The organism is Streptomyces sp. CCM_MD2014, assembly GCF_000772045.1.
GTDB lineage: Bacteria > Actinomycetota > Actinomycetes > Streptomycetales > Streptomycetaceae > Streptomyces > Streptomyces salinarius.
Genome location: NZ_CP009754.1, coordinates 7,045,607 through 7,067,467 on the forward strand (window position 1 = coordinate 7,045,607; position 21,861 = coordinate 7,067,467).

The window sequence follows — 21,861 nt, forward strand, 5'->3', positions numbered from 1 at the left end:
GCCGGGGCGGGGTCAATCGCGGAGGGCGTCGTGGACGACCCGCCCGTCCACGACGGTGAGCAGGACGGGCATCTCCGGTATGTCGTGGGGGTCGGCGGTGAGCAGATCCCCGTCGAGCACGCAGAGGTCGGCGACCTTGCCGGGCTCCAGCGAGCCCTTCCAGTCGTCGGCGAAGTCCTGCCACGCCGCGTCGATCGTGTACGTGCGGATGGCCTCCGCCAGGCCGATGCGCTGCTCGGGTCCGCTGACCCGGCCGGCGGCCTTCGACTCCCGCAGCACCATGGTGGCGACGCCCTGACGCCAGTCCGGGAACGTGACGGGTGCGTCGGATCCGCTGGCGACCCTCACCCCGGCGTCGAGGGCGGCGCGGTACGGCCACGCGTACGCGGCTCTTCCGGGGCCGACGAAGGCCTCCTCCATGTCCGCGACGGTCCACTTGATGGTGGGGTTCATGTTCACCCCGAAACCGTGCGCGGCCAGCACCTCCATGCTGTGCGCGGTGAGGAAGTCGCCGTGGATGACGTAGTGGCGGGGGTCGGGCCGCGGATGCCCGGCCACGGCCGCGGCGAAGGAGTCGGCGACGGTGTCGATGGCCCGGTCGCCGGTCACGTGCACGCCCAGCTGGTGCCCGGCGGCGTGGGCGTGCCGGATCATGGCACCGATCTCGGCGACCCGCTCGGCGTCGGTCTCGCCGCCGACGCACAGCGAGCCGCAGCCGCCGCCGACGTAGGGCTCGTGCATCCACGCCGTCCGGTTGGGGACGATGCCGTCGGCGAAGATCTTGACCCCGAGGATCGCGAGGCGGCGCGGATCGGTGCCGCGGGACTCGTCGAGGGCGTCGAGGGCCCGGGCGAACTCCTCGGCGGTGCTCGCCATTCCGGTGGGCAGGAGCAGAACGCCGACACGGGCGGTCAGCTCGCCGTCGGCCAGCAGCCGGCGGTAGACGTCGAGGGTCTCGGCGCCGAGCGCGCCGCGCATGATGCCGGCGCCGCCGGGGCCGAGCCCGGGTTCGGTGTAGCTGGTCACGCCGAGCCGGGCGAGCGTGGCCAGGGTCGACCTGACGGCGTCGGTCCGCTCCCGCCGGCCGAGCGGCGGCAGCGCGTTCTGGACGAGGGCCTGGGCTCCCTCCTGGAGCAGCCCGGTCGGCTCCCCGGCCCCGTCCACGACGACGGCCCCGCCCGGCGGCGCGACGGTGCGGCGGTCGATGCCGACGAGCTCCAGGGCTTTGGAGTTGACCCAGGTCGCGTGCCCGGAGAAGGAGTACAGGGCGACGGGGCGGTCCGGGCTCACGGCGTCGAGGTCGTGGCGCGAGGGCAGCCTCGACGGATCGCGGACGCACTCGTCGAGGTAGCCGGTGTCCCAGCCGTGCCCGGTGATCCACTCGCCCTCCGGGGTCCGCCCGACGGCCTCCCGCACCGCCGCGGCCACGTCCGCCAGGGACGAGACGGCGGGATGGCCGACGTCGAGGGAGAGCGGCGGCGTCGCCATGCCGAAGGCGCAGCCGTGCAGGTGGGAGTCGTTGATGCCGGGAAGGAGGGTCGCCCCGCGCAGATCGACCACGCGCGTGCCGGGCCCGGCCAGCGGCGCCACGTCGTCCCTCGATCCGACGGCGCTGATGATCCCTCCGGTCACCGCCAGGGCCGAGGCGACGGAGAACTCCGCGTCGACCGTCACCACTCGCCCGCCGACGAACACCAGATCCGCGTACGCGTCCACAGAAGGTCCTTTCACCACCGGGCGCGCCAGGACGCCCGGAAACGATCTCCCGAGGACTATGGCCGCGCCGTCGGCCCCGGCACATCGGTCATCCCACCGATACGCGCACGCGCCGGGGCGGGATTGCATAAACGTGCAAGGAAACGTATAGTCATGCCATCCAGGAGGAGGGTTTCCCATGGCGGTACGTGCGGCGGTGGCCGGAGCGAGCGGGTATGCGGGCGGTGAGCTGCTGCGCCTGCTCCTGACCCACCCCGAGGTGGAGATCGGCGCCCTGACCGGCAACTCCAACGCGGGTCAGCGGCTCGGCGCGCTGCAGCCGCACCTGCTGCCGCTGGCCGACCGGGTGCTGGAGCCGACCACGGCGGACGTCCTCGCGGGGCACGACGTCGTCTTCCTCGCGCTGCCGCACGGGCAGTCCGCCGCCGTCGCCGAGCAGCTCGGCCCGGAGGTCCTCGTCGTCGACATGGGCGCCGACTTCCGGCTCAAGGACGCGGCCGACTGGGAGACGTTCTACGGCTCCCCGCACGCCGGCACCTGGCCCTACGGCCTCCCCGAACTTCCGGGCGCCCGCGCCGCGCTGGAGGGGTCCAAGCGCATCGCGGTGCCCGGTTGCTACCCCACGGCCGTCTCCCTGGCCCTCTTCCCCGCCTACGCCGCCTCACTGGCCGAGCCCGAAGCGGTGATCGTCGCCGCCTCCGGGACGTCCGGCGCGGGCAAGGCGGCCAAGCCGCACCTGCTGGGCAGCGAGGTCATGGGCTCCATGTCGCCGTACGGCGTCGGCGGCGGCCACCGGCACACCCCCGAGATGATCCAGAACCTCGGCGCGGTCGCCGGCGAGCCGGTCACCGTCTCCTTCACGCCGACCCTCGCGCCGATGCCGCGCGGCATCCTCGCCACCTGCACCGCGAAGGCCAAGCCCGGCGTCACCGCCGAGTCGGTCCGGGCCGCCTACGAGAAGGCCTTCGCCGACGAGCCCTTCGTGCACCTGCTGCCCGAGGGACAGTGGCCCGCGACCGCCTCCGTGTACGGCTCCAACGCCGTCCAGGTGCAGGTCGCGTACGACGCCGCCGCGGGCCGGATCATCGCCATCGGCGCCATCGACAACCTGGCCAAGGGCACCGCGGGCGGTGCCGTCCAGAGCATGAACATCGCCCTCGGTCTCGACGAGACCACCGGACTGACGACGATCGGAGTTGCGCCGTGAGTGTGACGGCAGCAAAGGGATTCACGGCGGCGGGCATCGCCGCCGGGATCAAGGAGAGTGGCAACCCCGACCTGGCCCTCGTGGTCAACACCGGCCCCCGACGCTCCGCCGCGGGCGTCTTCACCTCCAACCGCGTCAAGGCCGCGCCGGTCCTGTGGTCGGAGCAGGTCCTCAAGAGCGGTGAGCTGACCGCCGTCGTGCTCAACTCCGGCGGCGCCAACGCCTGCACCGGGCCCAAGGGCTTCCAGGACACCCACGCCACCGCCGAGAAGGCCGCCGACGTGCTCGGGACGGGCGCGGGCGAGGTCGCCGTCTGCTCCACCGGGCTCATCGGCGTACTGCTCCCCATGGACAAGCTGCTCCCGGGCGTGGAGACGGCCGCCGGTCAGCTCTCCGAGCACGGCGGCGAGAAGGCCGCCATCGCCATCAAGACCACCGACACCGTGCACAAGACGTCCGTCGTGACGAAGGACGGCTGGACCGTCGGCGGCATGGCCAAGGGCGCGGGCATGCTCGCCCCCGGGCTCGCCACCATGCTCGTCGTGATCACCACCGACGCCGACCTGGAGACCGAGGCACTGGACCGCGCCCTGCGCGCCGCCACCCGGGTCACCTTCGACCGGGTCGACTCCGACGGCTGCATGTCCACCAACGACACCGTGCTGCTGCTCGCCTCCGGCGCCTCCGGCGTCACCCCCGAGTACGACGCCTTCGCCGAGGCCGTCCGCGCCGTCTGCGACGACCTCGGACAGCAGCTGATCCGCGACGCCGAGGGCGCCAGCAAGGACATCAGGATCGAGGTCGTGAACGCCGCGACCGAGGACGAGGCCGTCCAGGTGGGCCGCACCATCGCCCGCAACAACCTGCTCAAGTGCGCCATCCACGGCGAGGACCCCAACTGGGGCCGCGTGCTCTCCGCCATCGGCACCACGTCCGCCGCATTCGAGCCCGACCGGCTCAACGTGGCCATCAACGGCGTCTGGGTCTGCAAGAACGGCGGCGTCGGCGAGGACCGCGACCTGGTCGACATGCGCTACCGCGAGGTGCACATCGTCGCCGACCTCGCCGCGGGCGACGCCACCGCCACCATCTGGACCAACGACCTCACCGCCGACTACGTCCACGAGAACAGCGCGTACTCCTCATGAGCAACGGAACGAGCAACGCACCCACGCGGAAGCACACCGCGCTCCCCAAGGCCCAGATCCTCATCGAGGCGCTGCCCTGGCTCACCCGGCACCACGGCAGGACCGTCGTCATCAAGTTCGGCGGCAACGCCATGATCGACGAGGACCTCAAGGCCGCCTTCGCCCAGGACGTCGTCTTCCTGCGGCACGCCGGCCTCAAGCCCGTCGTCGTGCACGGCGGCGGTCCGCAGATCAGCGCCGCCCTCGACAAGCACGGCATCGTCAGCGAGTTCAAGGCCGGACTGCGCGTCACCACCGAGGACGCCATGGACGTCGTACGGATGGTGCTCGCCGGACAGGTGCAGCGCGAGCTGGTCGGGCTGCTCAACCAGCACGGACCGCTCGCCGTCGGCCTCACCGGCGAGGACGCCCACACCCTCACCGCCACCAAGCACCAGCCCGAGATCGACGGCGAGCTCGTCGACATCGGCCGGGTCGGCGAGATCACCGAGATCGACACCGGTGCCATCGAGGCACTCCTGGCCGACGGCCGCATCCCGGTCGTCTCGTCGATCGCCCGTTCCCAGGACGACCACCATGTCTACAACGTCAATGCTGATACGGCGGCTGCGGCACTCGCTGCGGCGCTCGGCGCCGAGACTCTCATGGTCCTCACCGACGTCGAGGGCCTCTACGAGGACTGGCCGGACTCCGACGAGGTGATCAGCCGTCTCACCGCGTCCGAGCTGGAAAAACTGCTGCCCGACCTGTCCAGCGGCATGGTGCCGAAGATGGAGGGCTGCCTGCACGCCGTGCGCAACGGCGTCACCACCGCCCGCGTCATCGACGGCCGGGTCCAGCACTCGATCCTGCTGGAGATCTTCACCGACGAGGGGATCGGCACGATGGTCGTGCCGGACGAAGAGGGGGAGTCGTGAGCAACGCGGAGCTGACCGAGCGGTGGCAGGGCACGCTCATGAACAACTACGGCACGCCGCGCCTGCCGCTGGTGCGCGGTGAGGGTGCCCGGCTGTGGGACGCCGACGGCACGGAGTACCTCGACTTCGTCGGCGGCATCGCGGTCAACGCGCTCGGCCACGCCCACCCCGCGGTGGTCGACGCCGTGAGCCGGCAGATCGCCTCCCTCGGCCACGTCTCCAACCTCTTCATCGCCGAACCGCCCGTCGCCCTCGCCGAACGGCTCCTCCAGCACTTCGGCCGCGACGGCAAGGTCTACTTCTGCAACTCCGGGGCCGAGGCCAACGAGGGCGCCTTCAAGATCGGGCGGCTGACCGGGCGGCCGCACATGGTCGCCACCGAGGGCGGATTCCACGGCCGCACCATGGGCGCCCTGGCGCTGACCGGCCAGCCCGGCAAGCAGGAACCGTTCCTGCCGCTGCCCGGCGACGTCACGCACGTGCCGTACGGCGACCCGCAGGCGCTGGCCGCCGCGGTCACCGAGGAGACGGCGCTGGTGGTCATCGAGCCGATCCAGGGCGAGAACGGCGTCGTCGTCCCGCCCCCCGGCTACCTGAAGGCGGCCCGCGCCATCACCGCCGCCACCGGTGCGCTGCTCGTCCTCGACGAGGTGCAGACCGGCATCGGCCGGACCGGACACTGGTTCGAGTACCAGGCCCACGAGGGCGTCCTGCCGGACGTCGTCACCCTCGCCAAGGGCCTCGGCGGCGGGCTGCCGCTCGGCGCGACGGTCGCCTTCGGCCGCGCCGCCGACCTGCTCCAGCCCGGCCACCACGGCACGACCTTCGGCGGCAACCCGGTCGCCTGCGCCGCCGGACTCGCCGTCCTCGACACCATCGCCGGCGAGGGACTGCTGGACAACGTCAAGCGGCAGAGCGAGAAACTCCGGGGCGGCGTCGAAGCCCTCGGCCACCGGCTGGTCGCCCATGTCCGGGGCGCCGGACTCCTCCTGGGTATCGTGCTCACCGAGCCGCTCGCCGCCCGGGTGCAGCAGGCGGCTCAGGACGCCGGAATCCTGGTGAACGCGCCCGCCCCCGATGTCGTACGGCTGATGCCCGCGCTGAACCTCGGCGACGACGTGGTGGACGCGTTCCTCGGGGCGCTGCCCGGCATTCTTGACCAGGCCGCCGAGACGGCCCACGGGGACGGACGATCCGGAGAATGAGACGACGATGAGTCACGCGCAGGAGCACGAGCAGACGGCCGGGCCCGCCCTGCCGCAGACCCGCACCGCACGCCACCGCCGGATCGTGGACATCCTCAACCGGCAGGCGGTCCGCTCGCAGAGCCAGCTGGCGAAGCTGCTCGCTGACGACGGGCTCACCGTCACCCAGGCGACGCTCTCCCGGGACCTGGACGAGCTGAACGCGGTCAAGATCCGCAACACCGACGGCGACCTCATCTACGCGGTGCCCAGCGAGGGCGGTTTCCGCACCCCGCGGGCGCCGCTCGGGGAGTCGGCCAAGGAGGAGCGGATGCGGCGGCTCTCCGCGGAGCTGCTGATCTCCGCGGAGGCGTCCGCGAACCTCGTGGTCCTGCGCACCCCTCCGGGGGCGGCGCAGTTCCTCGCCTCGGCCATCGACCAGGCGGAACTGCACGACATCCTGGGGACGATCGCGGGTGACGACACGCTGATGCTGATCAGCCGGGACCCGACGGGCGGGCAGGCCCTGGCGGACCACTTGCTGCGCCTGGCCCAGAACGGGGGCTGAGCTCCGCCGACTGCGGGTGGTCGGTGGCCGGCCGCGCAGTTCCCCACGCCCCCGCGGCCGAGGACAGTCGTGCCGCTGGGGCGGCACGGGTGGGCGCGGGCGGCACCCCGCGGACGCGGGCCAGTGCCACGCCGGTACCTCAGCCCAAACGAGCCGCCAGCCCTCCCGTGCACCGCACCTCGTCTCCCGCCGTGATCAGCAGCCCCTCGACGCCGGGCAGTGACTCCAGCCACCGCAACCCGTCCCGCGCCCCCATCGCGAAGGCCGCCGTCGCCCAGCAGTCCGCCCACGTCAGCCGGGGCGCCACCACCGTCACGGACAGCAGGTCGGTCACCGCCGAGCGTCCGGTGCGGGGATCGACGACGTGCGCGCCCCGCTCGGCGGAGCCGGACGTCGCCACGGCCAGCTCCGCCGTCCCCGCCGCCGAGACGACCGCCGCGAGGCCGCCCGGCCGCAGCGGGTCCGACACCCCGACCCGCCACGGACGTGCCGCACCCGGCGTCCCGAGCAGCTGCACGTCCCCGCCCCCGTTGACGCTGACACCGCTCGCACCGGGGACCAGCGCCGCGATCCGCCGCGCCGCACGCTCCACGGCCCAGCCCTTGACGATGCCGGTCGGATCGAGCCGGCCCCCGTACCGCGTGCTGAACCAGCCGTCGCTCACCCGCTCCGCCTCCGCCGCCAGCTCCAGCACCTCGGCGACCTCCGGCGCACAGGCCCCGACGGTCAGTTCGCCGCGCGCCAGCCGCGAGATCTCGCTGCCGTCCCGGTACGTGCTGAACACCTCGTCGGCCCGGTGCAGTCCGGCGACCGCCTCGTCCAGCGCCGCCCGTACCGACGCGGGTTTCCCGCCGCGGACGTCGAAGGAGAAGACGGTCCCCATCGCCTCCTCCACGTGACGCACCACGGCGGGAGCCTGTGCGGACCCGGACTCGGACCCGGCCCCGGCCCCGGACTCCGGCTCGGCCTCGGTCACGGCGTCAGCCACCGGCCCGGTCCAGTGCCGACTGGAGGGACTGTTTGTACCCCGCGCTGGTGTAGGTGGCCCCCGACACCGCGTCGATGTCGGCGCTGCCCGCGGCGACGGCGGCCCGGTCGAGCTTCGGTACGGCGTCGGCCGTAATGCGGTCGCTGCGGCCGCCCTTGGGCGCCTGGAGGGTCTCGACGTCGGTGATCTTCCCGCCGCTGACCGTCACCCGGACCTGCACGGGGCCGTACTGGGTCTGCGCCGCGTCACCGGTGAGCACCTGCGTGCCCTGCCCGGCTCCGGCGCCCTCTTCGGCGGCTCCGGCTCCGGCTCCCGCTCCGGCTTCGGCGCCGGACCCGGCCGCCGCGGCCGCCTTGTCGAGGGCCGACTGGAGGGACTTCACGTACCCGGCGCTGGTGTAGGTGGCTCCCGAGACCGCGTCGATGTCGGCGCTGCCGGCCGCGACCGCCGCCCGGTTCAGCCTGGGCACCGCGTCCGCGGTGACCCGGTCGCTCTGCCCGCCCTTGGGCGCCTGAACGGCCTCGGCCTTCGTGATCTTCCCGTCGCTCACGGTGAGCCGGACCTGCACGGGACCGTACTGCGTAGCGGCCGCGTCACCCGTGACGGTGCCGGCCCCGGCGCCCCGGCCGCCCTGCGGCGACTGTGCGGCCGCGGGCGGCGCCGCGCCGCCCGCCGCCGAGGCGGAGCCCGGATCGGACGCCGGTTTCAGTGACAGCAGCAGCACGATCCCGGACACGGTGGCGGCCCCGGCGAGCACGGCACGCCGAACGGGGTGGCTTTTCCTCATGGGTCCTGGACTCCTGATGACCGTCGCTCACATCTCGAACGACTCGTGGTGGATACGGCGGGCGGGGACCCCCGCGCCGCGCAGTGCCTCGTACACCGACTGGGCGAAGCCGGGCGGCCCGCACAGGAAGACGTCGTGGCGCTCGACGTCCGGGATCTTCCGGGCCAGGGTCTCCGCGGAGATGTCCGGGCGTTCCCCGTCCGGGCTGTTGACCGCGTACATCAGCCGGGCACCGCGCTCGTCGGCGATGCCGGCCAGTTCGTCCCAGAGCGCCAGGTCCTGGGTGCTGTTGGCCCGGTAGAGCAGCGTGATGTCGCCGGAGGCACCGGGCAGCGTCTCGAACAGCGCCCGCATCGGCGTGATCCCCACCCCGCCCGCCACCAGCAGCACCTTGCCGCGGCTGCGGCGCTGTGCGGTCAGGGCGCCGTACGGCCCCTCCGCCCACACCCGGGTGCCCGGCTCCAGCTCGCGCAGCCGGGCGCTGTGGTCGCCGATCGCCTTCACGGTGATCCGGAGCAGGTCCGGGCGCGGCGCCGCCGACAGCGAGTACGGGTGGGAGCTGAACCGCATCCCCGGCGCGAGGAACCGCCAGCGGAAGAACTGCCCGGCCTGCGCACCCATCCGGTGCAGGCGGCGCCCGCCGATCAGCACCGACACGATGCCGGGCGTCTCCTCGATCACCGCCTCTACCCGCATCCGGTGCCGCAGATTGAGGCGCAGGGGGGTCAGCACCCGGTACCAGAGCACCAGGGCGGTCACCGAGCCGTACAGCGCGTACCAGACGGTGCCGGCGAGCGGCTCGACGGCGAAGTCGTTGCCGGTGGTCAACTGGTGCCAGAAGGTCAGGAACACCGCCGCGTAGGTGAGCAGGTGCACGTGGTACCAGGCGTCGTACGGGATGCGGCGGCGCACGGGGCCGACGGACAGCAGCCCGATGACGACCAGCAGGCCGGTGCCGACGGCGGCCTTGCCCATGTCCGGAAGCCGGTTCACGGAGTCGACCGTCTGCGTGACGATGTCGCCGAGGCCCTTGCCGGCCTGCGCCGCGTAGCCCCACATGATCAGGAAGACGTGGGCGAGGACCAGGCAGAGGGTGTAGCGGCCGGTCATGGCGTGCCAGCGGGCGACCCGGTCGGACCCGACCCGCCGCTCCAGCGCCGGCACCCGGGCCATCTGCAGCACCACCAGCGCCATCAGGTACCCGGCGAGCAGACCGGTGATCCGGCCCGCGCCGAGGATCCTGCCGGTGTCGTCGGAGATGGCGGGCGTGTTGCGCCACCACAGCCACAACACGCCCGCCGCGCCCGCCCACACGGCGAGCAGCAGGGGGACGGCGGGGGAGCGGCGCGGACGGATGCGCCGCATCGTCTGACGGCGGGCGGCACGGCCGCCGGCGAGCGTGGTGGTCACGGTTCCTCCGTGGGGACTTGACCCTTGGCCCACAGATACGCGCCGTGCCGGTCGAGCGTTCAGCCGTGCCGGCCGTGCCCTCCGGATTCAGTAGCGGGTGATCGCCGTCGCCCCGCCCGAGGTCCCGATCGCGAGGTGCGGCCGCTGCGCCGGCCGTGCCCACCGAAGGATCCGCCGCATGGCGTCCTCGGGCACCGACACGCAGCCCGCCGTCGCCCCGCGCCCGTCGACGTGCAGGAAGATGCCCGCGCCGCGGCCGCGCACGGGGCGGTCGTAGTTGAAGCCGACGACCAGGGCGTACGCGTACTGGGTGCGGTACGCGATCAGGTGCTCGGCCTCGGCGGCGCGGCAGTCGGCGGGGCGCGGCTCGGTCCAGCGGTTGTAGGAGCGGGAGGCGTTGTCCTGGCACCACCAGGAGTCCTGCCGGACCGGGCGGTACCGGTACGCCGTCCCGCGCGGTGCCGCCTCGATGCCGAAGGCGTACGGCAGGCCGTACAGCCCGGTCGGCGTGGTGTTCGTTCCCTGGACGCGCGTGGCCCCTTCGGTGAGTCCGCCGGAGCCGAAGCGGGCGGGCGCGGAACCGGCCGCCACCCAGCGGCCGTCGCCGCCGCGGTCCCACCAGGTGACGGTGCCCGTGGTCGATCCGGTGTCCGGCGCGACCGCGGTGATCAGCTGGGTGCCGCCGCCGGTGTCCGCCATCCGGGCCGGCAGCGGCCGGGAGGCGGACCCGTCGGCGGGGCCGGCACCGGGGGTGAGGAGGGAGGCGGAGACGAGGACGGCGACGAGGACACCGGGGCGCATGGCTCAGACGCTAGACGGGGGCAGGGGAAGCGGCAGCCCGGGGAGACCGTCAATGCTGTGGGCGATGTGCTCCTTCTTGGTGAAGTACGCGCTGAGCGAGGCGTCGTCCTCACGGGCGAACCGTTTGCCGTGCAGGTCCCGGTCGCTCTCGTAGGCCATGAAGGGGACGGCGTAGCCGCAGGTGTCGCGGATCAGCTCGGCGTGCACGACGATGACGGCGCGCAGACCGTGCACGGTGGTGTCGATGTCCGGGAAGTGGGTGAGCAGTTCCGGGAAGCGGGGGTCGTCGCGGAAGACCGGCTCGCCGCGGCCGTGGACCCGCACGATGTTCGGGGGGCCCTGGAAGGCGCACCACATCAGGGTGATGCGCCCGTTCTCCCGCAGGTGTGCGATGGTCTCCGCGTTGGAACCCGCGAAGTCGAGGTAGGCCACGGTGAGTTCGTCGAGCACCGCGAAGCAGCCGGTGAGGCCCTTGGGGGACAGGTTGACCGTGCCGTCGCCGGCCAGGGGAGCGGTGGCGGTGAAGAAGAGAGGCTGCGCCTCGATGAAGGTGCGGAGTCTGCCGTCTATGCGCTCGTAAGTCTTTCCCATGTCTAACGATTATGGGGTGCGGGGCGGGGCGGGCGCCGCCGAGCCGCGAGATTGACGAATCATGCATGGTTCTGCATACTCATGCAGGACAGTGATCGTACGGTGAGGAGCGACCCAAGTGAGCAGCAACAGCGGTGACGTCCGGCTCTGGGGCGGCCGTTTCGCCGACGGTCCCGCCGAGGCCCTGGCCAAGCTGTCCGCGTCCGTCCACTTCGACTGGCGGCTCGCGCCCTACGACATCGCCGGTTCGCGTGCCCACGCGCGCGTGCTGCACAAGGCGGGGCTGCTCACCGAGGACGAGCTGACCCGGATGATCGCCGGGCTGGACCGGCTGGAGGCGGACGTCGCCGACGGCTCCTTCACCGGCACCATCGCCGACGAGGACGTCCACACCGCCCTGGAGCGGGGCCTGCTGGAGCGCCTCGGCCCCGACCTCGGCGGCAAGCTGCGCGCCGGCCGCTCCCGCAACGACCAGGTGGCGACCCTCTTCCGGATGTACCTGCGGGACCACGCCCGTACCGTCGGCGGTCTGATCGCCGATCTCCAGGACGCGCTGATCGGCCTCGCCGAGGCCCACCCGGACGTGGCCATGCCCGGCCGCACGCACCTCCAGCACGCCCAGCCGGTGCTCTTCGCCCACCACGTCCTCGCCCACGCCCAGGCGCTCGGCCGGGACGCGGAGCGGCTGCGCCAGTGGGACGAGCGCACGGCCGTCTCCCCGTACGGCTCGGGCGCGCTCGCGGGCAGCAGCCTCGGCCTGGACCCGGAGGCCGTCGCCCGTGACCTCGGTTTCCAGCACGGCAGCGCCGGCAACTCCATCGACGGCACCGCCTCCCGGGACTTCGTCGCCGAGTTCGCCTTCATCACCGCGATGATCGGCGTCAACGTCTCCCGCATCGCCGAGGAGATCATCATCTGGAACACGAAGGAGTTCTCCTTCGTCACCCTCCACGACGCCTTCTCCACCGGCTCCTCGATCATGCCGCAGAAGAAGAATCCCGACATCGCCGAGCTGGCCCGCGGCAAGTCCGGGCGGCTCATCGGCAACCTGACCGGCCTGATGGCGACCCTCAAGGCCCTCCCGCTCGCCTACAACCGCGACCTCCAGGAGGACAAGGAGCCGGTCTTCGACTCCATCGACCAGCTGGAGATCCTGCTCCCCGCCTTCACCGGCATGATGGCCACCCTCACCGTGCACCGCGAGCGGATGGAGGAGCTGGCCCCGGCCGGGTTCTCGCTCGCCACCGACATCGCCGAGTGGCTGGTCAAGCAGGGCGTGCCGTTCCGCGTCGCGCACGAGGTGGCCGGCGAGTGCGTCAAGGTCGCCGAGGCCGACGGCAAGGAGCTGGACGAGCTGACCGACGAGCAGTTCGCCAAGATCTCCGAGCACCTCACCCCCGAGGTGCGCACCGTCCTGAACGTCCCCGGCGCCCTCGCCTCCCGCAGCGGGCGCGGCGGTACGGCGCCCAGCGCGGTCGCCGTGCAGCTCGCCGAGGTGAAGGCGGACGTGGCGGCCCAGCACGCCTGGGCGGACGCCGAGAAGTAGCAGCACCGCAGCATCAGCCGGTGTGCCCGGAGGGCATCGCGGTTACGTTGGTCAACAGCTCGGCAGCCCAGCCGCCGAGCGGCGCAACAGCTTCAGCAGCCGACCGAACGGAGCCCGCGATGCCCTTCGCCCGCCTGGCCGCGGCGACCACCCCCACCTGCCACATCGGACTGGGTCTCGCCGCCGTCGGCCGTCCCGGCTACATCAACCTCGGCCGCGACCGGGACCTGCCGGCCGACCGCACGGTCGAGGCGCTGCGCGAACGCACCCACGACCTCCTCGACGCCGCCTACGCGCAGGGCGTGCGCTACTTCGACGCGGCCCGCTCCTACGGACGCTCCGAGGAGTTCCTCGCCGACTGGCTCCGGGACCGTCCCGACGTCGACGACGTCGTCGTCGGCAGCAAGTGGGGGTACACCTACACCGCCGACTGGTCGACCGACGCCGAGAAGCACGAGGTCAAGGACCACGGTGTCGCCACGTACGACCGCCAGCGCGCCGAGACCGACGCCCTGCTCGGCGACCGGCTCGACCTCTACCAGATCCACTCGCTCACCCCGGACAGCCCGGCCCTCACCGACAAGGACCTGCACGCCAGGCTCGCCGAGGCCGCCGCGCAGGGCAGCACCATCGGCTTCTCCACCAGCGGCCCCGCCCAGGCCGACGCCATCCGCGCCGCGCTCGCCGTGACCGTCGACGGCGAGCCCCTCTTCCGTACCGTCCAGTCGACGTACAACGCGCTGGAGACCTCCGCGGGTCCCGCGCTGGCGGAGGCGCACGAGGCCGGGCTCACCGTGATCGTCAAGGAGGGCATGGCCAACGGCCGCCTCGCGGACCAGTACGCGCCCTCCGTCCTCAAGGCCGTCGCGGAGGAGACGGCGCTGGGCTGCGACGCGGTCGCCCTCGCCCTGATCCTGCGCCAGCCCTGGGCCGGCGTCGTGCTGTCCGGCGCCGCGACCGTGAACCAGCTGGGCTCCAACCTGCACGCCGCCGTGGTCGACCTGGACGGCGACCAGGTGGCACGCCTCGGCACCCTCGTCGAGCCCCCGGACGCCTACTGGGAGCGCCGCGGACAGCTGCCCTGGCACTGAGACCGCCGGCCTCTCCGTATGCGTGACCGACCGCCAGTGGTGAGTCACGCATGCCCTGTGTGAGACAAAGGTGTCTCATGTGGGTTATCGTTGTCTCATGGCCGTCGATCGTGAACAGGTACTGCGCAGCGCCGCGGCCCTGCTGACCCGGAAATCCACCGCGACCATGGACGAGGTCGCCAGGGCCGCCGGGATCAGCCGGGCCACGCTGCACCGGCACTTCGCCGGGCGCGACGCCCTCGTGCGGGCGCTCGAGTCGCTGGGCATCGCCGAGTGCGAGGCCGCCCTGGAGGCGGCCCGCACCGACGAGGGACCGGCGGCCGACGCGGTGCGCCGGCTGGTGCGCGCGATGGAACCCTCCACCGCCCTGCTCGCCTTCCTCTACACGGAGAACCAGCTCTTCGAGGGCGACGAGCAGAACGAGGGCTGGGCCCGCATCGACGCCGGGCTCACCGAGCTGTTCCGCAGAGGCCAGGAGAGCGGCGAGTTCCGCATCGACCTCACGCCCGCCTGGCTCACCGAGGCGCTGTACGGCCTGCTGGCCTCCGGCGCCTGGGCCGTGGCCGAGGGCCGCGTGGCCCGCAACGACTTCACCCACATGATCGTCGAGCTGCTGCTCGGCGGCGCGCTCCGGAGAGAGGAACCATGAACCGCACCCTGCAGCCGGCCCACCCGGCCGAGGCGGTGAAGCGCCCCGGCCGCTGGCTGGCGCTGTCCGTCCTGGTGCTGGCCGTGCTGCTGGTGGCCGTCGACGCGACCGTCCTCGGTCTCGCGACCCCCTACATCAGCGAGGACCTCGCGCCCTCCGGCACCCAGCTGCTCTGGATCGGCGACGTCTACTCCTTCGTCATCGCCGGTCTGCTCGTCTCCATGGGCAGCCTCGGCGACCGCGTCGGACGCAAACGGATCCTGCTCGTCGGCGCCACCGCGTTCGGCGCGATCTCCGTCCTCAACGCCTACGCGCACACGCCCGAGGTGATGATCCTCGCCCGGGCCCTGCTCGGCGTCGCGGGCGCGACCCTGATGCCCGCCACCCTCGCCCTGATCCGCAACCTGTTCCACGACCCGCGCGAACGCAGCCTCGCCGTCGGCATCTGGGGCGCGGCCGCGTCCGCCGGAGCGGCGGTCGGCCCGGTCGTCGGCGGGTTCCTGCTGGAGCACTTCTGGTGGGGCTCCGTCTTCCTGATCAACCTGCCCGTGATGGCCGTCCTGGTCGTCGTCGGCGTGAAACTGCTGCCCGAGTCCCGCAACCCGAACCCGGGCCCCTGGGACCTGGCCAGCGTCGCCCTGTCGCTGATCGGGATGGTCGGCGTCGTGTACGCGGTCAAGGAGACCGCCGCCCACGGGTTCGCCTGGGCCACGCTCGCCGCGGGTCTGCTGGGCGCCGCCGCGCTCTACGGCTTCGTCCGCCGCCAGCTGACCATGCCGGTCCCGCTGCTCGACATGCGGCTGTTCCGCAACCGCGGCTTCAGCGGCGCGGTCCTGGCCGACCTGCTGACCATCCTGGGCCTGTCGGGGCTGGTGTTCTTCCTCTCCCAGTACCTGCAACTCGTCCAGGGCAGGCGGCCCTTCGAGGCGGGCCTGGCCGAACTGCCCGCCGCCGTCGGCGCGGTGGTCGCGGGCCTGATCGCCGGCCGTGCGGCGCGGCGCTTCTCCGTCCGTGCCGTGGTCTCCGGCGGACTCGCCGCCGTCGGCCTGGCGCTCGCCGCGCTGACCGTCATCGGACAGCACACCGGCTACCCGCTGCTCGGCACTGCCCTGCTGGTCGTCGGCCTCGGCGCGGGCTTCGCGTTCACCGTCACCGCCGACGTGATCCTCTCCAGCGTCCCCGGGGAACAGGCGGGCGCCGCCTCCGCGGTCTCCGAGACGGCGTACGAACTCGGCGCCGCCCTCGGCATCGCGGTGCTCGGCTCCATCGTGACCGGTGTCTACCGCGACTTCACCGGCCCCGCGGGCACCCCGGACGCGGCCCACGAGTCGCTGGGCGGCGCGGTGGAGGCGGCGGCCCGGCTCCCCGCCCCCACCGCCGAGACGCTGCTCGACTCCGCCCGCCAGGCCTTCGTCGACGGCCTGACCCTCGCGGCGGGCGTCGGTGCGGCGGTGCTCCTGGCCGCCGCCGCGGCGGCCTGGTTCCTGCTGCGGGGCCAGCGCCTGGAGGACGGGGCGGAACACCCGTAACGGCAGCACCGCGCACCAACGCGATACGGCGGACCGCTCACCGAGCGGTCCGCCGTATCGCGTACGCGGTTTCGCGGAACTACGCCGCCTTCGCCTTGCTCGCGTACATGTCCACGTACTCCTGACCGGACAGCCGCATGACCTCGGCCATCACCGAGTCGGTCACCGCCCGCAGGACGTAGCGGTCGCGGTCCATGCCCTCGTAGCGGGAGAACTCCATCGCCTCGCCGAAGCGGACCGTGACCCTGCCCGGCCGGGGCAGGCCCGCGCCGCCCGGCTGGAGCTTGTCGGTGCCGATGACGGCGAACGGGACGACCGGGGCGCCCGTCATCAGCGTCAGCCGGGCGATGCCGGTGCGACCGCGGTAGAGGCGGCCGTCGGGGGAGCGGGTGCCCTCCGGGTAGATGCCGAAGACGTGGCCCTCCTCCAGGATGCGGCGGCCGGTCATCAGCGCCGCCACCCCGCCCCGGCCACCGTCCCGGTCGACCGGGACCATGCCGACCCCGGTGAAGAACCAGGCCATCAGCCGCCCCTTGAGGCCCTTGCCGGTGACGTACTCGTCCTTGCCGATGAAGAAGACCTGCCGGTCGCAGGTCAGCGGCATGATCACCGAGTCGATGAAGGTGAGGTGGTTGCCGGCCAGGATCACCGGACCGTCGCCGGGGATGTTCTCCACACCCTCCACCCGTGTGCGGAACATCAGGCGCATGATCGGACCGAGCACTGCCTTGATGAACACGAAGCGGGACAACGGGTCCTCCGGTGTCGGGGATGCGGTATGAGTCTGTGCAGGTGAGGACATTACTCGCGGTCCGGGGGGTCACGCACCTCGGGTTGTCCGGGGGCCGCGCGGGGTTGACGCGCGTTCACCTGCGGAGCCGGGGCGTCGCGCGCGGCCGCGACCCCGCCCGGATGTGAGGCAGGTCGCGCCCGCGAAGAGCCCGGGCGAGGTTCCGTGGTGCGGACACGGCCCGGATCCAAGCACACGCGACGCGCACACCGCGTGAGGCGCGCCGCCCGGGCGAAACCACCGGACGTGTGCTTCCCGGCCACCGGGCCTGTGCTTCCCGGCCACCGGGACGTGGTGCTTCCCGCCTACCCCGGCACGCCGGCGGCACACCGGCCGTCCGTCCCCGCTACGGCATCGCCCGCACCCGCGACACGACACCTCCGCGCACCCGCGTGTTCCGGCCGCGGTCTCCCGCTCGTCATGTACGCGCCCCTACGATCGGCCCGCACGGGACGGTCGACGACAGGAGGGCCCCATGGGAACGCAGAGGTCGGACGAGCAGGCGGGCGGCACCACCGGACGGCGGGCGCTCCTCGGCGCGGCGGTGCTCGGCGCGGGCGGGGCCGTCCTCGGGCTGCCCGGCGCGGCGAGAGCCGCCGACGCCCGGCACGGCGGGGGACGCGGCGGCGGGCTTAAGAGCCTGCCCGTACCCACGGTCATCGGCCACCGCGGCGCCAGCGGCTACCGCCCCGAGCACACCTTCGGCTCCTACGAGCTGGCCCTCGACCTGGGCGCCGACATCGTCGAGGCCGGCGACCTGGTCCCCACCAAGGACGGTCACCTCGTCTGCCGGCACGAGCCGGAGATCGGCGGCACCACCGACGTCGCCGACCACCCCGAATTCGCCGACCGCAAGCGCACCAAGTCGCTCGACGGCGTCCCGGTCACCGGCTGGTTCACCGAGGACTTCACGCTCGCCGAACTCAAGACGCTCCGCGCCACCGAGCGCGTCCCGGCCAACCGGCCGCACAACACGCTGTACGACGGGCGCTGGGAGATCCCCACCTTCGAGGAGGTGCTGCGCTGGCAGGACGAGCAGACCCGCAAGCGCGGCAAGCAGGTGTGGATCTACCCCGAGCTCAAGCACCCCACCTACTTCCGCAAGCTGGGCCTGGGCACGGAGGAGCGCCTGGCGCGGCTGCTGCGCGCGTACGGCAAGGACCGGAAGAACTCGCCCGTCATCATCCAGTCCTTCGAACCCACCAGCATCCAGCGGATGAACAAGCTGGTCCGCAACCCCCTCGCCGTCCTGCTGTCCGGCGCGGACAGCCGTCCCTGGGACTTCGTCGAGACCGGCGACCCGCGCACCACCGCCGACCTCATCACGCCCGAGGGCCTGAAGGAGATCGCCTCCTACGCCCAGGGCATCGGCCCCACCCTCGACCTGGTCATCCCCAAGGACTCCGCGGGCCGTCTCACCGAGCCGACGACGCTCGTCCGCGACGCGCACCGGGCGGGTCTGATCCTGCACCCGTACACCATGCGCAACGAGAATCCCTTCCTGCCCGCGGAGTTCCGCAAGGGCGGCGACCCCGACGCCTACGGCGACGTCTTCGGCGCCTTCCGGACCTACTTCGCCACCGGCATCGACGGCGTCTTCACGGACAACCCGGACACGGGGGTGCTGGCCCGCGAGGACTTCGTCAACGGCTGAGCGGGCGACCCCGGTTGGGGTGAAGCTCCGGCCGCCCGGGCAACCCGCGGCCCGGGCGGCCGCGTCGACGTGCATATGACGCACGACCTGGTCACCTCCCTGCGCCCCCTCCTCACCGCCGAGGCCTCGGCCGAGGCATATGCCTCCGGGGCCGAACCCGGCGACCTGGAACAGGCGGTCTGGCTGCGCCTGCTCGAACGCCTGGAGTCCGAGGGGCCGCCCTCGGACCCGCACCGCTGGCTGCGCAGTGCCGTGCGCACCGAGGCCCGCCGCACCCGCCGCAGGGTCCGCAACGAGCGGCCGTACGGGACCGAACCCGCCGGTGTCGCCGAGGACGCCCACGAGCCCGAGCGGCTCGCGCTCACCGCGGCCCGGCACCGAGCGCTGCGGGACGCCGTGCGCCGGCTGCCGGGCCGCTGTCCCCGGCTGATGGAGGCCCTGTTGTCGCCCAAGGACCTCACATACCGGGAGATCGCGGGGGAGTTGGGTATCTCACAGGGCAGTCTTGGTCCGGAACGCTCCCGATGTCTGGGATGTCTGCGGCGATTGCTGACGCCGGAGGTTGCGGCGGGCTGAGGACGGGGATAGGAGTGGGGGACCACAGGTGATCAGGTGAGCGGGAGGCATGCGCACATGGGCATGAGCGTGACCATCTCGGCGGCGACCGAACAGGATGCCGAGCAGATCTTCCGGCTGCAGTACCTCTGCTTCCAGAGCGAGGCGGCGCTGTACGCCAACTACCGCATCGACCCGCTCGTCCAGACCCTGGACTCCGTGCGCGAGGAGGTCGCCGCCGACTGCGTCTTCGTGGCGCGGCTCGGCGACGAGGTCGTCGGCTCGGTACGGGGGCGGGTGACCGAGGGCGGGGCGGCGTCCATCGGCAAACTCTGCGTCCACCCCCGTCTCCAGGGGCACGGCATCGGGGCCCGGCTGCTGCGGGCCGCGGAGTCCGCCCTGGCCGAGGAGCGCGGCGCCAAGCGCTTCCGGCTGCACACCGGGCACCGCAGCGAGAGCAATCTGCGGCTGTACCGCAGGGTCGGTTACGAGACGGTGGGGACCGCCGAGGGCGCCGACGGCGTACCCATGATCGTCCTGGAGAAGCCGGCGGAGACGTACGCGACCACGGCCTGAGCGACCGCCGGTGCCCCGACGACCGTCGGGCCCGTCCGGCGGAACATGCCGCAGACGCGGGGTCCGGCACGCTCTCCCGCACTGCCCGCAGGGCGTGGGAGTGCCCCAGCGGCGTCGTCGTCGGTTGTCAACTCCCCCTCGCTCGGCGCCGCTCGCGCGAGGGGACCCCACCGCGTCGCCGCCCTCCTCCGCCTTGCGGCTGCGCGCACCAGACCCCGGCACACCGGCGCCGCCGAGGTACCGCGTCCTACCTGCGGCCTGAACCGCCGGACAGGCCCTACGCGGTGCGGGCCCGGCGCAGCCAGTACAGGGCCGACAGCGGCAGCAGCACCGGAATGAAGAGGTACCCCATCCCGTAGTCCGACCACACGGTCGCGTCCGGGAAGGCGGACGGTTCCACCAGCGTCCAGGTGCCGACCGTCAGCACGCCCACCAGCTCGGCGGCGCAGCACACCAGCGCCGCCCTGCGGGCCGTCTCGCCGCCGCGCACCAGGGTGTACGTGATGAACCCGTAGACGACGCCCGCGACGGCCGACAGCGAGTAGGCGAGCGGCGCCCGGTCCAGCTCGGTGGCGATCTGGTACACCGACCGCGACACCGCGCCGACGACCATCACGCCGTACAGCCACACCAGCAGGATGCCGGGCCCGCTGATCAGGCGCCGACCGGTCTGCCTCTCCTCCGTGGCCACCACGTCAGCCTCCCCAGATGTCATACAGCCGGACCTCGAGGACGGCGAGGACGACACCGCCGGCGGCCACCGTCACCGAACCCCAGCGGGTGCGCTCGGCCAGCGACATGAACCCCGCCGCCGGTACGCAGGCGAAGGCGCCGAGCAGATACGCCACGAAAATCGTCGTGCCCTGCTCCGGTTCCTCGCCGCGCGCCAGCTGCACGACCCCGACCACCAGCTGGACCAGCGCCAGCGCCGAGACCACGGCCATGCCGATGAAGTGCCAGTCCTTCGTCGGCTGGTCACGGTAGGCGGCCCAGCCGCACCAGGCGGCGAGCAGCAGGGCGGCGACGCCGGTCACCAGCGTCAGGACGTCAAGCATGGCAGCGAGCCTATTACGGCCGAAACGGGCCGAGGTCCCCGGCCCCGTAGGGTCGGGGGCATGAAGCTCCACGCACAGGCCCTCCTGTTCGACAACGACGGCACCCTCGTCTCCACCCTGGACTCGGTGCGCCGCTGCTGGACGCGCTGGGCCGTCGAGTACGGGATCACCGCCGAGCGGTTCGGGCAGGTGGAACTGCACGGGCGGCCGGCCGCCGAGATAGCCGCCGACCTGCTGCCCACCGCGAGGGTCGCCGAGGCCGTCGCACGGATCGAACAACTGGAGGTCGAGGACGTGCCGGGCGGGGGCGTGCACCTGCTGCCCGGTACCCGCGAGTTCCTCGACGCGCTCCCGGCCGACCGCTGGGCCGTCGTCACCTCCGCCACCCGGCGCCTCGCCGAGGCCCGCCTCGACGCCGTCGGCATCCTCCCCAAGACTCTCGTGGCGGCCGACGACATCACCCGCGGCAAGCCCGACCCCGAGCCCTACCTGCTCGGCGCCCGCGCCCTGGGCGTCGACCCGGCCGCCTGCGTGGTCTTCGAGGACGCCCCCGCCGGACTGCGGGCGGGCCGCGCGGCCGGCATGCGGACCGTGGCGTTGGCCACAACCCACCCGGCCGGCGAACTCGACGCCGACCTGGTCGTCGAGGACCTCTCGGCCCTGTCCGCACTGGTCACCGACGCGGGAATCGAGATCTCCGTACGGGACTGAACCGCGCCCTGGCGACCGGCTAGCGTCCACCGCTGTCCACCATGCGGACAGCGGTGTCCGCTCACAGGAGCCGGTCTGCTTTACTGATCGGCATGAGCACCACGAGCGACCGCACCCCTGCGACCGAGGCGACCACGACGCCCGGTGCTCGTTGTATGTGCCTGCGAATGTGCGCCTTCTAGAGGGCCCCCGCACCACCTGAGCCTCGCGCCCCGAAGCGAGCGCCCGCTCCCGTCCGCCCGCGCCCCGAGCGCACGCGGCCGAGCCACGCCCCGCGCACACGTTTCTCCCCGGTCCCACCGCCATGGCGCACCGCCACCGCGAGAACCGTGCCGCGTTCCGAGGGCTCCGAGAACCCGAAGAACAACGCCCCGTGCCCGGCGCACAC

The 21,861-nt window shown here is 72.9% G+C and carries 21 protein-coding genes and 1 pseudogene; 13 read left to right on the plus strand and 9 right to left on the minus strand.

The window, feature by feature from the left end:
- Nucleotides 1-12 precede the first annotated feature (12 nt).
- A complete protein-coding gene (locus tag NI25_RS31395; protein ID WP_061445686.1) occupies nt 13-1,716 on the minus strand; it encodes an amidohydrolase in 1,704 nt (567 codons plus the stop codon).
- 178 nt (nt 1,717-1,894) lie between these two features.
- Between NI25_RS31395 and argC the strand changes: the two genes are divergently transcribed.
- Genes argC through NI25_RS31420 form a run of 5 tightly spaced genes read left to right on the plus strand, consistent with a single transcriptional unit; the run spans nt 1,895 to nt 6,740 of the window.
- Nucleotides 1,895-2,923, plus strand: coding sequence for an N-acetyl-gamma-glutamyl-phosphate reductase (gene argC, locus NI25_RS31400; RefSeq protein WP_061445687.1), 1,029 nt, complete (start codon nt 1,895-1,897; stop codon nt 2,921-2,923).
- Nucleotides 2,920-4,071: a bifunctional glutamate N-acetyltransferase/amino-acid acetyltransferase ArgJ gene (argJ, locus tag NI25_RS31405; protein ID WP_061445688.1), complete on the plus strand. Its 1,152-nt coding sequence runs from the start codon at nt 2,920-2,922 to the stop codon at nt 4,069-4,071. Before argC ends, argJ begins: the two co-directional genes overlap by 4 nt.
- Nucleotides 4,068-4,988, plus strand: coding sequence for an acetylglutamate kinase (gene argB, locus NI25_RS31410; protein ID WP_061445689.1), 921 nt, complete (start codon nt 4,068-4,070; stop codon nt 4,986-4,988). The genes argJ and argB overlap by 4 nt, the downstream gene beginning before the upstream one ends.
- Complete coding sequence (locus tag NI25_RS31415) at nt 4,985-6,193, plus strand: acetylornithine transaminase (RefSeq protein ID WP_061445690.1); 1,209 nt, start codon at nt 4,985-4,987, stop codon at nt 6,191-6,193. The genes argB and NI25_RS31415 overlap by 4 nt, the downstream gene beginning before the upstream one ends.
- A 7-nt stretch (nt 6,194-6,200) precedes the next feature.
- Entirely contained in the window at nt 6,201-6,740 is a 540-nt protein-coding gene (locus NI25_RS31420) for an arginine repressor (RefSeq protein WP_061445691.1), read from the plus strand.
- Nucleotides 6,741-6,879: 139 nt separating this feature from the next.
- Here NI25_RS31420 and NI25_RS31425 read toward each other — a convergent pair whose 3' ends face one another.
- The 5 genes from NI25_RS31425 to NI25_RS31445 form a co-directional block, all read right to left on the minus strand.
- Nucleotides 6,880-7,623 (minus strand): FAD:protein FMN transferase, encoded by a 744-nt coding sequence (locus tag NI25_RS31425; protein WP_061447176.1) that lies wholly within the window; start codon nt 7,621-7,623, stop codon nt 6,880-6,882.
- A 97-nt stretch (nt 7,624-7,720) separates the two neighbouring features.
- Entirely contained in the window at nt 7,721-8,515 is a 795-nt protein-coding gene (locus NI25_RS31430) for an FMN-binding protein (protein WP_061445692.1), read from the minus strand.
- Nucleotides 8,516-8,542: 27 nt separating this feature from the next.
- Entirely contained in the window at nt 8,543-9,925 is a 1,383-nt protein-coding gene (locus tag NI25_RS31435) for a ferric reductase-like transmembrane domain-containing protein (RefSeq protein ID WP_061445693.1), read from the minus strand.
- An 87-nt stretch (nt 9,926-10,012) separates the two neighbouring features.
- Complete coding sequence (locus NI25_RS31440) at nt 10,013-10,726, minus strand: L,D-transpeptidase family protein (RefSeq protein WP_061445694.1); 714 nt, start codon at nt 10,724-10,726, stop codon at nt 10,013-10,015.
- A gap of 3 nt (nt 10,727-10,729) precedes the next feature.
- Complete coding sequence (locus tag NI25_RS31445) at nt 10,730-11,317, minus strand: pyridoxamine 5'-phosphate oxidase family protein (RefSeq protein WP_061445695.1); 588 nt, start codon at nt 11,315-11,317, stop codon at nt 10,730-10,732.
- A gap of 118 nt (nt 11,318-11,435) precedes the next feature.
- Between NI25_RS31445 and argH the strand changes: the two genes are divergently transcribed.
- The 4 genes from argH (at nt 11,436) to NI25_RS31465 (ending at nt 16,132) form a co-directional block, all read left to right on the plus strand.
- Nucleotides 11,436-12,863 (plus strand): argininosuccinate lyase, encoded by a 1,428-nt coding sequence (argH, locus tag NI25_RS31450; RefSeq protein ID WP_061445696.1) that lies wholly within the window; start codon nt 11,436-11,438, stop codon nt 12,861-12,863.
- A gap of 119 nt (nt 12,864-12,982) precedes the next feature.
- On the plus strand, nt 12,983-13,954 hold the full coding sequence (locus NI25_RS31455; protein ID WP_061445697.1) for an aldo/keto reductase: 972 nt from the start codon (nt 12,983-12,985) through the stop codon (nt 13,952-13,954).
- 97 nt (nt 13,955-14,051) lie between these two features.
- Entirely contained in the window at nt 14,052-14,603 is a 552-nt protein-coding gene (locus tag NI25_RS31460) for a TetR/AcrR family transcriptional regulator (protein ID WP_199561054.1), read from the plus strand.
- Nucleotides 14,600-16,132 (plus strand): MFS transporter, encoded by a 1,533-nt coding sequence (locus NI25_RS31465; RefSeq protein WP_061445699.1) that lies wholly within the window; start codon nt 14,600-14,602, stop codon nt 16,130-16,132. The genes NI25_RS31460 and NI25_RS31465 overlap by 4 nt, the downstream gene beginning before the upstream one ends.
- A 79-nt stretch (nt 16,133-16,211) precedes the next feature.
- Here NI25_RS31465 and NI25_RS31470 read toward each other — a convergent pair.
- Nucleotides 16,212-16,956 (minus strand): annotated as a pseudogene (locus NI25_RS31470) (lysophospholipid acyltransferase family protein).
- A gap of 441 nt (nt 16,957-17,397) precedes the next feature.
- Between NI25_RS31470 and NI25_RS31475 the strand changes: the two are divergent.
- From NI25_RS31475 to NI25_RS31485, 3 genes are all read left to right on the plus strand, one after another.
- The gene (locus NI25_RS31475) at nt 17,398-18,576 is read left to right on the plus strand and encodes a glycerophosphodiester phosphodiesterase (RefSeq protein ID WP_061445701.1); all 1,179 of its coding nucleotides are present in this window, start codon (nt 17,398-17,400) and stop codon (nt 18,574-18,576) included.
- A 75-nt stretch (nt 18,577-18,651) separates the two neighbouring features.
- Nucleotides 18,652-19,152, plus strand: a complete 501-nt coding sequence (locus tag NI25_RS31480) for a sigma-70 family RNA polymerase sigma factor (RefSeq protein ID WP_061445702.1) — start codon at nt 18,652-18,654, stop codon at nt 19,150-19,152.
- A gap of 57 nt (nt 19,153-19,209) precedes the next feature.
- A complete protein-coding gene (locus tag NI25_RS31485; RefSeq protein WP_061445703.1) occupies nt 19,210-19,707 on the plus strand; it encodes a GNAT family N-acetyltransferase in 498 nt (165 codons plus the stop codon).
- Nucleotides 19,708-19,984: 277 nt separating this feature from the next.
- Here the strand turns inward: NI25_RS31485 and NI25_RS31490 are convergent, their stop codons facing one another.
- Entirely contained in the window at nt 19,985-20,401 is a 417-nt protein-coding gene (locus tag NI25_RS31490) for a hypothetical protein (protein ID WP_061445704.1), read from the minus strand.
- Between the two features lies 1 nt (nt 20,402).
- Nucleotides 20,403-20,762: a hypothetical protein gene (locus tag NI25_RS31495; protein ID WP_061445705.1), complete on the minus strand. Its 360-nt coding sequence runs from the start codon at nt 20,760-20,762 to the stop codon at nt 20,403-20,405.
- Between the two features lie 60 nt (nt 20,763-20,822).
- On the opposite strand from NI25_RS31495, the gene NI25_RS31500 reads away from it, so the two are divergent.
- Complete coding sequence (locus NI25_RS31500) at nt 20,823-21,473, plus strand: HAD family hydrolase (RefSeq protein ID WP_061445706.1); 651 nt, start codon at nt 20,823-20,825, stop codon at nt 21,471-21,473.
- Nucleotides 21,474-21,861: the final 388 nt, after the last annotated feature.

What these genes read in the sequence shown, in the direction of transcription:
- argC (WP_061445687.1), top strand. Translation starts at nt 1,895, where the DNA reads ATGGCGGTACGTGCGGCGGTGGCCGGAGCGAGCGGGTATGCGGGCGGT.
- argB (WP_061445689.1), top strand. Translation starts at nt 4,068, where the DNA reads ATGAGCAACGGAACGAGCAACGCACCCACGCGGAAGCACACCGCGCTC.
- NI25_RS31420 (WP_061445691.1), top strand. Translation starts at nt 6,201, where the DNA reads ATGAGTCACGCGCAGGAGCACGAGCAGACGGCCGGGCCCGCCCTGCCG.
- NI25_RS31425 (WP_061447176.1), bottom strand. Translation starts at nt 7,623, where the DNA reads ATGGGGACCGTCTTCTCCTTCGACGTCCGCGGCGGGAAACCCGCGTCG.
- NI25_RS31430 (WP_061445692.1), bottom strand. Translation starts at nt 8,515, where the DNA reads ATGAGGAAAAGCCACCCCGTTCGGCGTGCCGTGCTCGCCGGGGCCGCC.
- NI25_RS31440 (WP_061445694.1), bottom strand. Translation starts at nt 10,726, where the DNA reads ATGCGCCCCGGTGTCCTCGTCGCCGTCCTCGTCTCCGCCTCCCTCCTC.
- NI25_RS31445 (WP_061445695.1), bottom strand. Translation starts at nt 11,317, where the DNA reads ATGGGAAAGACTTACGAGCGCATAGACGGCAGACTCCGCACCTTCATC.
- NI25_RS31455 (WP_061445697.1), top strand. Translation starts at nt 12,983, where the DNA reads ATGCCCTTCGCCCGCCTGGCCGCGGCGACCACCCCCACCTGCCACATC.
- NI25_RS31460 (WP_199561054.1), top strand. Translation starts at nt 14,052, where the DNA reads ATGGCCGTCGATCGTGAACAGGTACTGCGCAGCGCCGCGGCCCTGCTG.
- NI25_RS31465 (WP_061445699.1), top strand. Translation starts at nt 14,600, where the DNA reads ATGAACCGCACCCTGCAGCCGGCCCACCCGGCCGAGGCGGTGAAGCGC.
- NI25_RS31475 (WP_061445701.1), top strand. Translation starts at nt 17,398, where the DNA reads ATGGGAACGCAGAGGTCGGACGAGCAGGCGGGCGGCACCACCGGACGG.
- NI25_RS31480 (WP_061445702.1), top strand. Translation starts at nt 18,652, where the DNA reads ATGACGCACGACCTGGTCACCTCCCTGCGCCCCCTCCTCACCGCCGAG.
- NI25_RS31485 (WP_061445703.1), top strand. Translation starts at nt 19,210, where the DNA reads ATGGGCATGAGCGTGACCATCTCGGCGGCGACCGAACAGGATGCCGAG.
- NI25_RS31495 (WP_061445705.1), bottom strand. Translation starts at nt 20,762, where the DNA reads ATGCTTGACGTCCTGACGCTGGTGACCGGCGTCGCCGCCCTGCTGCTC.
- NI25_RS31500 (WP_061445706.1), top strand. Translation starts at nt 20,823, where the DNA reads ATGAAGCTCCACGCACAGGCCCTCCTGTTCGACAACGACGGCACCCTC.